This is a genomic window from Massilia sp. 01N410, assembly GCF_056399665.1.
On record NZ_JBFTRV010000015.1, the window covers coordinates 72,328 to 85,102 of the forward strand.

Here is a 12,775-nt window from a genome sequence, read left to right on the forward strand (position 1 = left end):
TCCTGTTAGGCGACCTGCAGGGCGGAGCCCTGTTCGGTCGCGGCTTGCTGGCGCAGCAGTTCGGCCACTTTGTCGGCCGCCAGCGGACGGTGGTAGTAATAGCCCTGGGCGAAGTCGCAGCCCATGGCCGCCAGGTCGGCCAGCTGCTCTTCGGTTTCGACCGCTTCCGCGATCACCGCCAGCTGCAGGCGGTGCGCCATGTGGATGATGGACTCGGCCAGCGCATAGCCGCGCGCACCGGCTTCTCCCTGGCCGAGGCGGGTGACGAAACTGCGGTCCATCTTCAGGATATCAGCCGGGAGTTCGGTCAGGTAGCCCAGGCTCGAATAGCCGGTGCCGAAATCGTCGATCGATACCTGGACCCCGGCCTGGCGCAGGGTCTGCAGGCCTTGGCGGTTCATCTCCATATTATCGATCAGGATGCCCTCGGTGATTTCGAGATCCAGGCAGGCCGGCGCGATGCCGGTCTCGGCGATGATCTCGAGCACGCGGCCAACCAGTTCCGGATGCTTGAGCTGGCGCGCCGACAGGTTGACCGCCGTCTTCAACGCCGGCAGGCCGGCGTCGCGCCAGGCGCGGTTCTGGGCGCAGGCGCTGCGCAGCACCCATTCGCCGATCGGGACGATCAGGCCGGTCTCTTCGGCCAGGGTGATGAAACGGCCCGGCTCGATGCGACCGTACTGCGGATGGTTCCATCGGATCAGCGCCTCGACGCCGACGATGCGGCGGCTGGCGATGTCGACCTGGGGCTGGTATTCCAGCAGCAGCTGGTCCTGGGCCAGTGCCTCGCGCAGGTGGTTCTTGAGGATCAGGCGCTCGCTCGGCGGCAGCGGCGCGTCCGAGGAGTAGACCTGCACGCTGTTCTCGCCCCACATCTTGGCGCGGGTCATCGCGGTGTCGGCGCGCTTGAGCAGGGTGTCGATGTCGCAGCCCGGCGCCGGGAAGGTGGCGATGCCGACGCTCAGGCTGACGAAGGATTCGCGCTCGCCGGCGCGCAGCGGCAGGGCGAAGCGGTCGAGGATTTTTTCCGCCACCTGCTGGGCATCGCCGAGCTGGGCCAGGTCTTCCAGGATCACGATGAATTCGTCGCCGCCCCAACGCACCACGGTGTCGGAATCGCGCAGGCAGTCGCGCACATTGGCCGCGATCTGGGCCAGGATGGCGTCGCCCGCTTCGTAGCCGAGGGCTTCATTGATGTCCTTGAACTTGTTCACGTTCAGCAGCATCAGGCCGACCAGGCGCTCGTTGCGGATCGAGCGCGACATCGCATGGTTCAGGCGGTCGCGCAGCACGCGCCGGCCGAGCAGGCCGGTGAGCGGATCGCACTGGCTGGTGTCGGTCAGTTCCAGCGGCAGCATCGCCGGCGCGGCATCGGCCAGGGCTTCGGCCTGTTCGCGCGACAGTTCGACGGTCTGGCCGTAATTGATGACCCGGTTGCGGCCGCTCGACTTGGCGGTGTACAGGGCCTCGTCCGCGCGGGTGACGGTCTGGCCGATCGTCTCGCCCAGGCGGAACTGGGCCACGCCGATCGACACCGAGACCTTCAGGTCGCTGGAGATGTCGCGGAACACCAGGCGCTCGATGCCCATGCGGACGCGCTCGGCAAACTGCATGGCGTCTTCCAGCGTGGTCTCGGGCAGCATCAAGAGAAATTCCTCGCCGCCGTAGCGGCCGAAGGCGTCGCTTTCGCGGATCTGCTTCTGCACCGTGACGGCAAAGCTGCGCAGCACCGCGTCGCCGGCGGCATGACCGTAGGTATCGTTGATGCGCTTGAAGAAGTCGATGTCGAGCAGGCAGACGCAGAAGGCCCGGGCGCCTTTCACCACGCGCTCGCGCTCCTGCTCGATCAGCCCGATCAGGTGGCGGCGGTTATGGCTGCCGGTCAGTTCGTCGCGGATTGCCAGCTCGTTGATGACGTTCAGCGCGTGCTCCAGCTTGATGAAGCCCTGGGTCTTGGTCAGTTCGAACAGCAGCACGAACACGACGATGACGAGGTAGAGGCCGAGGTCGCACAGCAGGTAGAGCAGGTCCATGTCCTTGACCGGATGGGGCGGCAGCACAAGTCCCATCTGCGGCAGGATATAAATGGCGGCCACTGCGGCGCAGCTCATGCCAAGCCAGAACACTGCTGTGGCGACCCCGCCCAGGAACATCGCCACCACCGGCGCCGTGATCAGCCAGCCGGCAGTGGGCGCGTTGACGCCGCCGAGGTTGAAGGTCAGCCAGGTGAAGTTGAAGAACACCGCGCACAGGAAGACCTCGCGCGCGACCGCGATGCTGCGGGTCGCGCGCAGCAGGAAGGGCGCGATGAACATGAAGGCGCAGCAGGCCAGGATTTCCTGGGCAGCGGTCGAGAAGCCGAGCAGGTAGTAGGCCAGCGAATAGAAGGGGCCCGAGAGCGCGGCCAGGACTACGGCGTTGACGACGTTCTGCGCCCGCGTGAGCTGGGCAGCGTTCAACTGGGCCTCGGCGGGAATAAACCAGTGGATCGCCGTCATGTAACGGTCTATCAACCGGGAACCGATATTTTTCATGGAATCTCTCGGCTTTATTGCCGGTTGAGTATTGTTATACGCAGCAAAGAATCGGCTTCGAAAAATGTTTCCCGAGGGAATTTGCCGATGGTAGCATGTTCGCGAACTTGCGCTATATCAATTTGATGACTATGCGTATCGACAACGGCTCAGCTGTTGTTTGGACGCCAGAAGGAAGACGATAGCCCCAATTCTGCACCGTAATGGTGCAAAAAGTCGGCGGTACTATTGAATTTGAGTCCGAGCGGCTAAGGCGGCGCGCAGGCGCTGCTTGGCCGCCATCAGGCCGGCGTCGTCACCGGTTCCAGATCGCCAGGCCGGTGGATGGGAAGGAAATCGCGATCGCGATCACGATCGCAAAGGCCAGTCCGAGTTGATGGCGCAGGCTGGCGCCACATGAAAAAACGCCAACCTTGCCGGCTGGCGTTGTCGTGGATAGTCAGTGAAGGTTTACTGCAGCCTGCTGGCGCGCTGGGCCTGCAGTTGCTCGCGGATCTGCTCGCGCAATTGCTGCGCGTTCGAATGGGTGTAGTCCTTGTTGACCTCGAGCTTGATCAGCGGCTTGATCTGCGGGTGCAGGTAGCTGCGCAGGGCGCCGAGGAATTGCGGCGAGGCGGAAATGACCAGCTGCTGGAAACGGCCTTCCTGGTGGGCGTCCATCAGGTATTTCGAGATGTCCTTCGCGAACAGCTCGGCTTCGTGCTCCTGCGGCGTCTGGGCCGGCTGGTAAGTCTTGTTGGGTGCGCCGCTCTTGGTACTGTGGGCGAAGCCCGCCGCCTCGTTGCCGCCGATGTTGTGGCTGCTGCTGCCGGCGGCCGTGCGCCCGGCCTCGTCGGTGTTGATGTCCGAGGTGCGCAGGCGCGCGGCGGAATTGACCATGTCTTCGATTTCTTCCAGCGGTTCCGACGGATCGGCTTCCGAAAAAATCCTCGCTCGGCCCGCGTTGGCCGACACAATCCAGGTCGTCTGCATATACCCCCCTGTCAGTCTATGAAGCGTGAAGGTGAATCGGCGTTTGCATCCGGGAAAGCCCGACTTGCACGCCGATCATGGCTTGAATTCAGTATAGCCAAGGTTGCAAATGGCTGGCGTCACGTATCCGGGCGGTAAGGTACGCGGCGCGGGAGGTTGCCATGTTCAAATGGCTGTCCAGGACAAGGAGGCATCATGAGCCAGACGTTCAAGGCGGGCGACAAGGTGGAATGGCATTCATCGCAGGGCACGGTGCGCGGCACGGTCAGGAAGAAGCTGACCGCGCCGACCGAGATCAAGGGCCACCACGTGGCCGCCTCGGAAGAGAATCCGGAATACCTGGTCGTCAGCGACGAAACCGGGGCCGAGGCTGCGCACAAGCCATCGGCACTCAAGAAAATCTGACCGCTCCCCCGATTCGACGCCATGGCGCAGTACGCGCCAGGCTCCCCCGCGCCGGTCCGCAATGGACCGTTCCCCGCCGTTTATGAAACAAGGGTAGGCCCGCCCGGCGGGCGCCCGTGCGGATGGCGTGCGCGATGCGGGCGATGTTTACGAAAACACGGCTAAACTGCGTGCCTTTTTTTGAATCTTGTTGAGCTCCATCCGGCAACTTTTGTATAAACGCTACAGGGCGAATTGCGATGCCCGAAGGCGTAGGGGGCTGCCAGGACCGTTTAGTAAATGTTCCCTGAGCCTGTCACCGGGTTGCAGAAAAGAAGCCCATTCATAGGGCACGATAAGGAGACTTCACATGATGTTCAGGAACGTTCTTGCATCGCGACAGGGCATGCGCCTGTGCGCGACCCCCATTGCCACGGCAGTCGCCATGGCGCTGTTGAGCATTGCCACCGCCCAGGCGCAAACCGCGCAGGCCGACACCGCGGCCGATACCCAGGCGGATTCCAAGACGCCGGAAAAAGTGGTGGTGACCGGCTACCGCTATTCGATCCAGAAGAGCCTCGACCAGAAGCGCGAAGCGAATGCGATCGTCGACGTGGTGACCGCCGAGGATATCGGTAAATTCCCCGACAAAAACGTGGCCGACGCGCTGCAGCGCGTGCCGGGCGTGATCATCGACCGCAGCGGCGGCGAGGGCAAGAACGTCAGCGTTCGCGGCCTGTCGTCGGAGCTGACCCTGACCGAACTGAACGGCAACTACGTCGCCACCGCCGAATCGAACGGCGATCCGACCCGTTCGTTCAACTACACCCTGATGCCGTCGAACATGCTGTCCAGCGCCGAGCTGTTCAAGACGCCGGAAGCGCGCATCGACGAAGGCGGCATCGGCGGCACCGTGATCCTGCACACCCGCCGTCCGCTGGACGTGAAGTCGGGCAGCGGCTTCGTCAACGCCGAAGGCACCTGGGCCGACACGACCAAGAAGGGCGACGGCCAGTTCTCCGGCCAGTACGCCTGGCACGACGAGAGCAACCGCTTCGGCATCCTGGTCGGCTACACCCAGCAGAAGCGCACCACCCGCACCATGAGCGCCAGCACCGAGAACTGGCAGTGGTATGGCGACGACTACGATGCGCATCCGGCCACCGACGTCAACGGCAAGCCTTCGAAGCTGAGCTCCTACTGGTGGGGCCAGTCGGGCTTCCACGACCAGAACGGCAAGTACTACACCAACTTCATGATGCCGACCTCGGTCAACGAGAGCATCAAGACCGAAGACCGCGAGCGCAAGGGCGGCCAGTTGACCTTGCAGTTCAAGCCGATGCGCAACCTGAACCTGACGGCCAACTACTTCCGCTTCGACCTGTCGCAGAACTCGCAGACCAATACGCTGAAGGTTCCGGAATGGAACCTGGCCCGTTATGACGGCGACGGCAACTGGCCGGGCGGCCGCATGCTCGATGGCTTGACCTTCGACAAGAGCGGTACCATCGTCACCGGCGCGAACTACAGCGCCCATCCGGGCAAGACCTATTACTGCAGCGAAGACCAGGCCAAGGCCGCCGGCCAGAAACCGGGCGGCTGGGGTCCGGACGACTGCACCATCCCGACCCCGCAGATTACCGGCAGCTACAACCGCGAAAAAGCGCGCTCGCAGGTCTTCGACATCGGCGCCGAATGGCGCGGCGAGTCGCTGGACGCCGACTTCAAGGCCGGCCGTACCTGGGCCGGCGGCGGTCCGTCGCTGCAGTTCAGCATGCCGATCAAGCCGCGCGTGCAGAATGCGGACGGCAGCTGGACCCTCGGTAACTACGCCAGCGCCTGGAGCACGGCCGGCACGCCGACCATGACCTTCTCGCCCGAGCTGATGGCCAACCTGGCGAAGGGCATCGGCGAGATCGACCTCGGTTCGACTTCGTCCTCGTGGACCCGCAACAGCAACCAGCAGAAATACGCCCAGGCCGACTTCACCTGGCATACGGACGTCAGATTCCTGGATTCGCTGCAGTTCGGCGCCAAGTACCGTGACGGCGGCATCCACCGCAACACCGGCAACAACTACTGGGTGTGCCCGGGCAAGGATCCGGCCAACTACGACAACCGCTACCAGGCCGGTTGCGACCCGACCGCCAACAAGTTCCAGCCGTCCTTCCTGTACGGCCAGTCCCTGGGCAATATCGCCGGCGGCATCAAGGCCAGCGCTTTCCCGGCGATCGACTACGCGAGCTACGTCAATTACCTGAACAAGACCTACGGTCAGATGCAGACGCGTAACGAAGACAACTTCGTCTACAACGTCGACGAGAAGATCTCCTCGGCCTACCTGCAGGCCAACATCAAGGCCGACCGCCTGCGCGGCAACGTGGGCGTGCGCTTCGTACGGACCAAGCAGCATGCCGACTCGACCGACCAGGTCGAGAACTACAAGGACTACTTCTTTAACGGCGCCAACGGCACGCCGGCGCCTTGCCTGGCAGGCGGCGCCCCGGCTGCCGGCGCACCGGCCGGTTCGGGCTGCGTCAGCGGCTTCACGACCCTGCCGGACAGCATCGCACGGACCCAGTCCTTCGTCGTCAGCTCGCTCGACCGCACCTACAACGACGTGCTGCCGAGCCTGAACCTGGCCTACGACATCACCGACTCCCTGCTGCTGCGTGCGGCCGCATCGAAGGTGATTGCGCGTCCGAGCTATGGTGACATCGCTTCGCCGGGCGGCCTGCAGAACTACAGCCAGGAATACGTCAACGACCGCCGCCTGATCGGTGGCGGCGGCAACCCGGGTTGGTTCGGTTCGGGCAGCAACAAGAACCTGCAGCCGTACAAGGCCACCCAGTTCGACCTGGGCCTGGAGTGGTATTACCAGCGCGGCTCGGTGCTCGGTATCGACCTGTTCCGCAAGAACGTCAGCAACTTCTCGGTACCGGTGGTGATGGACGTGAACCTGAACGTCGGCGGCCAGAACGTGACGGTGCAGAACTACTCGACCAGCGCCGGCGGCCGCAATGGCGTGTCGCAGGGCGCCGAGCTGTACGCCCAGCACACGCTGGCGTCCGGCCTGGGCTTCCAGTTCAACTACACGTACAACAAGACTAACCAGGCCGCCATCACGCTGGAAGACGGTACCGAAGTCGGCCAGTCGCCGCTGGTCGGCAGCGCGAAGAACCAGCTCAACCTGACGGTGTTCTACGAAACCGACAAGCTGCTGCTGCGCGCTTCGTACAACCGCCGCGGCGAAGTGGTGGACGGTCTGCAGAACGGCCTGAACGTGTATGAGGATCCGTACAGCCAGATCGACCTGAACGCGGCCTACAACATCACCAAGCAATTGAGCCTGACCGCTTCGGTGCTGAACCTGACCAGGCAGGAGACCCGTGCTCACCTGGGCAACGACACCAAGGACCGCTTCTACTCGAGCGGCTACGCCGGCCGTATTGCGTATGTGGGCCTGAACTACAAGTTCTGAGTCCACCCCTTCCTCCCCGGCTTCGTCAGGCCGGGGAGTTTTTTTTGGAGGACGCAATGAGCACGCAGAACCGTATCACCAGCATCACCATCGTCGGTGGCGGCAGCGCGGGATGGATGGCCGCCGCGGCCCTCGCCACCTACCTCGGCAAGGGCGCCTCGATCCGCCTGATCGAGTCCGAAGAGATCGGCATCGTCGGCGTCGGCGAGGCCAGTGTTCCCCACATCCGGCTGTTCAACGGCCAATGGCTCGGCATCGACGAAGCCGAGTTCGTCAAACGCACCCAGGCCACCGTCAAGCTGGGCATTCAATTCAAGGACTGGACCCGCATCGGCGACAGCTATATCCACGGCTTCGGCGCCATCGGCCGTTCGCTGGGGCCGCTGCCCTTCCACCAGTTCTGGCTGAAGCTGCGCCAGGCCGGACGCGCCGGCCCGATCGGCGACTATTCGCCGCAGACCGTGATGGCGCCGCGCGGCAAGTTCGCGCCGGGCGACCATAAGGCGCCGCCGAATTCGCCGCTGGCCGACATCGCCTACGCCTACCATTTCGACGCCACCCTGTACGCGCGCTTCCTGCGCGAACTGGCGGAGCAGCGCGGCGCCCGGCGCATCGAAGGCAAGATCGTCAAGGTGAACCGGCGCGCCGACGACGGCTTCGTCGAATCGGTGACGCTGGAAAGCGGGCAGGTGGTGGACGGCGAACTGTTCATCGACTGCTCGGGTTTCCGCGGCCTGCTGATCGAGCAGAGCCTCGAGAGCGGCTGGCAAGACTGGTCGCATTGGCTGCCCTGCGACCGCGCGCTGGCGGTACCCAGCGCCAGCACCGCCCCGATCACGCCCTACACCCGCTCGACCGCGCGCGCGGCCGGCTGGCAGTGGCGCATTCCGCTGCAGCACCGCACCGGCAACGGTCATGTCTATTCGAGCCGCCACATCAGCGACGACGAAGCTTGCGCGACCCTGCTGGCCAACCTGGACGGCGAGGCGCTGGCCGAGCCGCGTCCCTTGCGCTTCACGGCCGGCATCCGCAAGAAAATCTGGAACAAGAACGTGGTGGCGGTGGGCCTGGCCAGCGGCTTCCTGGAACCCCTGGAATCGACCAGCATCTATTCTGCGCAGTCGGGTATCACCCGCCTGCTGAGCTACTTCCCCACGCGCGACTTCGATCCGCAGCTGATCGAACGCTACAACCGCGAAGCCACCTTCGAATATGAGCGGATCCGCGACTTCATCATCCTGCACTACCACGCCACCGAACGCAACGACACCCCGTTCTGGGATCGCTGCCGCACGATGGAGGTGCCGGAAACCCTGCGCGAGACGATCGAACTGTTCCGTACCGACGGGCGCTACTTCCGCAACGGCGAGGATTTCTTCGCCCTGCCGAGCTGGGTCCAGGTGATGCTGGGGCAGGGCATCGAGCCGCACGGCTACCACCCGATGGTGGACGAGATGCCGGAAGACCGGCTGGTCGAACTCGTCGAAGGCATGCGCGGCTCGCTGGCGCGCGCGGTGGACTCGATGCCGACCCACGAGGAATGGATCGAGCGCTACTGGAAGGCGCCCGCGCGATGAGCGGCCGCCCATTCCTGCGTTCGGGCGCGCGCCTGCTGCTGGGGTTTTGCCTCGCGGTGGCGGCCGCCTCCGCGATGGCCGTCGCGCCGGAGGGCGTGCGCATCGACAAGGGCTGGAGCTTCCGTCTCCTGCCCGGCAACGCCCAGGGCGCCGCCCATGCCGAAGCCGCGCCCTGGCGCGCGGCGACGGTGCCGGGCACCGTGCATACCGACCTGCTCTCGAACAGGCTGATTGCCGACCCTTACGTGGGCGCGCCCGAGGCGAAGCTGCAGTGGATCGGCCTGGCCGACTGGGAATGCCGCACCCGCTTCGACGCGCCGCGCACGGCACTGGCGTCGGCGCGCAGCGACCTGGTCTTCGAAGGTCTCGATACCTACGCCGAGGTCTGGCTGAACGGCGCCAGGGTGCTCGATGCCGACAACGCCTTCCGCACCTGGCGCGTGCCGGTGCAGGGCAAGCTGCGCGCGAAGGGCAATGAACTGCGCATCGTGTTCCGCTCGCCGATCGCGAAGCTGCTGCCGGGCGTGCAGGCGATGCCGCACAAGCTCCTCGGTAACTATCCTTCGCCCTACGGCGACGAGCCGAAGGACGCGATGACCGCCAACTTCGTGCGCAAGCCCGGTTACCACTATGGCTGGGACTGGGGCCCGCGCTACGTCACCGCCGGCATCTCGAAACCGATTGTCCTGCAGAGCTGGGACACGGTGCGCATCGACGACCTGCAGCTGCGCCAGGACCGTGTCGACGAAGCGCGCGCCGACCTCGCCGCGGTCGCCTCGCTCGACGTGGTGCGCGAGGGCGCCTTCATTCTCCGCCTGTGGCAGACCACGCCGGACGGCAGGCGCTCGCTGGCGGCCGAACGCCGCGCCGAACTGCATGCGGGCGCCAACCGCATCGAACTGCCGGTGCAGGTCGACCGCCCGCAGCGCTGGTTCCCGAACGGCTATGGTGCGCAGCCGCTGTACCGCTACGAACTCGAGGTGGGCAGTAGCAACGGTGACGGCAAGGGCACTATTGCCAGGGCCGGCGCGCGCACCGGCCTGCGCAGCATCGAACTGCGCCGCGACCCCGACGACAAGGGCCGCAGCTTTTACTTCGCCGTCAACGGCATCCCCGTGTTCGCCAAGGGGGCGAACACCATCCCCTTCGACATGTTCCAGCCGCGCGTGAACAAGGCCCAGCTGCGCCGGGTGCTGCAGTCGGCGGTTGATGCCAACATGAACTTCCTGCGCAGCTGGGGCGGCGGCTATTACGAAAGCGAGGATTTCTTCGACCTCGCCGACGAACTGGGCCTGCTGGTGTGGCAGGACTTCATGTTCGGCGGCGGCATGCCGCCGGCCTATGACGACGCCTTCCGCGCCAACGTGGTGCTGGAAGCGCGCGACCAGGTGCGGCGCCTGCGCAACCACCCGAGTCTCGCGCTCTGGTGCGGCAACAATGAGGAAGAAATCGCCTGGAAATACTGGGGAGCGGGCAAGGAGCTGAAGGCCGCCGATCCGGCTTTCGCCGACAAGGTCTGGAAGGGCTATGTGCAGCTGTTCGGCACCGACCTGCGCAAGGTCGTGGCGGAAGAAGGCGGCGGCATCGCCTACTGGGCCAGCTCGCCCGGCGACGACCTGCTTGACGTCGCCAACACGCCCGCGAGCGGCGACATGCATTATTGGGAAGTCTGGGGCAACCCGGCGTACCCGCCGTCGAAGTACCTGGAGATCACGCCGCGCTTCATGTCCGAATACGGCCTGCAGGCCTGGCCGGTGCAGCGCACCATCGACGCCTTCGCCAGGCGCGAGGAGCAGGGCGTCGCCACGCCGGTGATCGAGGCCCACCAGAAGTTCCTGGCCGGGAAGGGCAACGAAAGGCTGATGAAGTATGTGGACTACGAATTCGGCGAGACCAGGGATTTCGCGGCTTTCGTCTACCTGAGCCAGGCGGCGCAGGCCGAGGGCATCGAGCTGGCCGCGCTGCACCACCGCGCCAGCCGCCCCTTCACCATGGGTTCCCTGTACTGGCAGCTCAACGACGTCTGGCCGGGTGCGTCCTGGTCCAGCGTGGACTGGTTCGGGCGCTGGAAGGCACTGCAATTCCATGCGCGCCGCTTCTATGCGCCGGTGGCGGTGGCCGCACTGCGTTCGCCCGGCGGCAAGACCACGGTCAGCCTGCTCAACGACCGCACGCATGCCGTGAAGGGCGAGCTGCGCCTGCGCCTGAGCACCCTCGACGGCAAGCTGCTGCGCGACGAGCGCAGGCCGGTCGAGCTGGCGCCGCTGTCGGCGGCGAAAGCCGTCGACTATACCGATGCCGAGCTGCTCGGCGGCGCCGATCCGGCATCCACCGTCGCGGTGTTCGACCTGCGCGTCGACGGCGAAGCGGCGTCGCGCGGCGCCGTGTATTTCAGGGCCGCGAAGGACATGCAGTGGCCCGATCCGGGCTTGCAGGCGCAATGGCGCCGCGACGGCGACGGCTATGCCCTCGAACTGCATGCGGCGAAGTTCGCGCGCGCCGTCTGGCTCGATACCGGCGAGCTCGATGCCGAGCTGTCCGACAATGCGCTGACCCTGCTGCCGGGCGAAAGCGTGGTGCTCCATGTTGCGTCGAAAGCCGGCCTCGAATCGCTGCGCACATCCCTGCGTTTACGTTCGCTGGCCGGCATGCAGATGTTTACTAAAACGCGCTAAAAACCGCTCCGATGCGGCCGCCGTCATTGACGCGGGCGGCGGCTGCGATAAAACTAACCGAGCAGTAAGCAAGCATCGAACACGCCCGAAAAACGCACACATAAGCGTTTAATAAACAAAGACATTGGAGACTCTTCATGCACTTGATTTCCAAGGTGCGGCCATGAGCCAGGCCACCCTCCGCGACATCGCGGAGGTCACCGGCCTGTCGATCGGCACCGTGTCGCGGGCGCTGAAGAACCAGGCCGGCATGACCGAGACGACCCGCAGCAAGGTACGCGAGGCCGCCATGCGCCTGGACTACGACTTCGGCCAGCTGAAGAAAGGACGCATCCGCCGCATCGCCTTCCTGCTGCACAGCCAGCACAACACGCTGGCGTCCAGCCCCTTCTTCTCGCCGGTGCTGCAGGGCGCCGAAGAAGCCTGCCGGCGCGAGGGTGTCGCCCTGTCCTTCATCGCGGTCGACCCGGCCGAGCCGGTGCTGGCCCAGATCCGCGTGCACCAGCCGGATGCCATCGTCTGCGCCGGCTTCTTCGAGCCGGAAGTGCTGGCCGCGCTGCAGCAGGTCGGCAAGCCTATCGTGCTGGTGGACATGCACAGTCGCGGCGTAACCTCGGTCAACCCGGACAATCTGCGCGGCGGCTACCTGGCCACCCAGCACCTGCTGCGCTGCGGCCGCAAGCGCATCGCCATGCTGTCCGGTTCGCTGGCCCACTACAGCATCCAGCAGCGCAATCGCGGCTTCCGCCAGGCGCTGTTCGACGCCAGGGTCCATGCCGACCCGAGCCTCGAAGTGAGCATGCCCTTCATCGACGAAGGCGAGGAGGCGGTGGCGGAAGCCATGCGCAGCCTGCTCGCGCTGCCGAAGCCGGCCGATGCGGTCTTCTGCTACAACGACAGCACGGCGCTGGCCGCCATGAAGTTCTGCCTGAACGAGGGGATGAAGATCCCCCACGATATCGCGATCGTCGGCTTCGACGACATCGCCGCCGCCGCCGCCGCCATTCCTCCGCTCAGCACCGTCCGCGTGGACAAGGAAGCGCTGGGGCGGGCCGGCATCGATTTACTGCTTCACCAACCGGACGACCACCCATCCCAGATAACCGTGCCCGTCGAGATGATCGTACGCGAGAGCAGTTGCGACGACTGATG

Annotated in this window: 7 protein-coding genes; 5 read left to right on the plus strand and 2 right to left on the minus strand. The window is 65.1% G+C overall.

Annotation, left to right across the window (positions count from 1 at the left end; translation table 11 throughout):
- Positions 1 to 5: 5 nt before the first annotated feature.
- Complete coding sequence (locus AC1DOP_RS19250; RefSeq protein ID WP_441935058.1) at positions 6 to 2,534, minus strand: diguanylate cyclase; 2,529 nt, start codon at positions 2,532 to 2,534, stop codon at positions 6 to 8.
- A 450-nt stretch (positions 2,535 to 2,984) separates the two neighbouring features.
- Positions 2,985 to 3,506, minus strand: coding sequence for a host attachment protein (locus tag AC1DOP_RS19255; protein ID WP_441935059.1), 522 nt, complete (start codon positions 3,504 to 3,506; stop codon positions 2,985 to 2,987).
- 195 nt (positions 3,507 to 3,701) lie between these two features.
- Here AC1DOP_RS19255 and AC1DOP_RS19260 point away from each other — a divergent pair, with 195 nt between their 5' ends.
- From AC1DOP_RS19260 to AC1DOP_RS19280, 5 genes are all read left to right on the plus strand, one after another.
- The gene (locus AC1DOP_RS19260; protein WP_441935060.1) at positions 3,702 to 3,911 is read left to right on the plus strand and encodes a hypervirulence associated TUDOR domain-containing protein; all 210 of its coding nucleotides are present in this window, start codon (positions 3,702 to 3,704) and stop codon (positions 3,909 to 3,911) included.
- Between the two features lie 349 nt (positions 3,912 to 4,260).
- Positions 4,261 to 7,371, plus strand: a complete 3,111-nt coding sequence (locus tag AC1DOP_RS19265; protein WP_441935061.1) for a TonB-dependent receptor — start codon at positions 4,261 to 4,263, stop codon at positions 7,369 to 7,371.
- A 56-nt stretch (positions 7,372 to 7,427) separates the two neighbouring features.
- Positions 7,428 to 8,948 (plus strand): tryptophan halogenase family protein, encoded by a 1,521-nt coding sequence (locus AC1DOP_RS19270; RefSeq protein ID WP_441935062.1) that lies wholly within the window; start codon positions 7,428 to 7,430, stop codon positions 8,946 to 8,948.
- Positions 8,912 to 11,623, plus strand: coding sequence for a beta-mannosidase (locus AC1DOP_RS19275; protein WP_477252829.1), 2,712 nt, complete (start codon positions 8,912 to 8,914; stop codon positions 11,621 to 11,623). Before AC1DOP_RS19270 ends, AC1DOP_RS19275 begins: the two co-directional genes overlap by 37 nt.
- Before the next feature lie 163 nt (positions 11,624 to 11,786).
- Complete coding sequence (locus tag AC1DOP_RS19280; protein WP_441935064.1) at positions 11,787 to 12,773, plus strand: LacI family DNA-binding transcriptional regulator; 987 nt, start codon at positions 11,787 to 11,789, stop codon at positions 12,771 to 12,773.
- Positions 12,774 to 12,775 lie beyond the last annotated feature (2 nt).

Bases quoted from the DNA above. Each gene is read 5' to 3' on its own strand.
- AC1DOP_RS19275 (WP_477252829.1), top strand. From the start codon at position 8,912: ATGGATCGAGCGCTACTGGAAGGCGCCCGCGCGATGAGCGGCCGCCCA.
- AC1DOP_RS19280 (WP_441935064.1), top strand. From the start codon at position 11,787: ATGAGCCAGGCCACCCTCCGCGACATCGCGGAGGTCACCGGCCTGTCG.
- AC1DOP_RS19265 (WP_441935061.1), top strand. From the start codon at position 4,261: ATGATGTTCAGGAACGTTCTTGCATCGCGACAGGGCATGCGCCTGTGC.
- AC1DOP_RS19260 (WP_441935060.1), top strand. From the start codon at position 3,702: ATGAGCCAGACGTTCAAGGCGGGCGACAAGGTGGAATGGCATTCATCG.
- AC1DOP_RS19250 (WP_441935058.1), bottom strand. From the start codon at position 2,534: ATGAAAAATATCGGTTCCCGGTTGATAGACCGTTACATGACGGCGATC.
- AC1DOP_RS19255 (WP_441935059.1), bottom strand. From the start codon at position 3,506: ATGCAGACGACCTGGATTGTGTCGGCCAACGCGGGCCGAGCGAGGATT.
- AC1DOP_RS19270 (WP_441935062.1), top strand. From the start codon at position 7,428: ATGAGCACGCAGAACCGTATCACCAGCATCACCATCGTCGGTGGCGGC.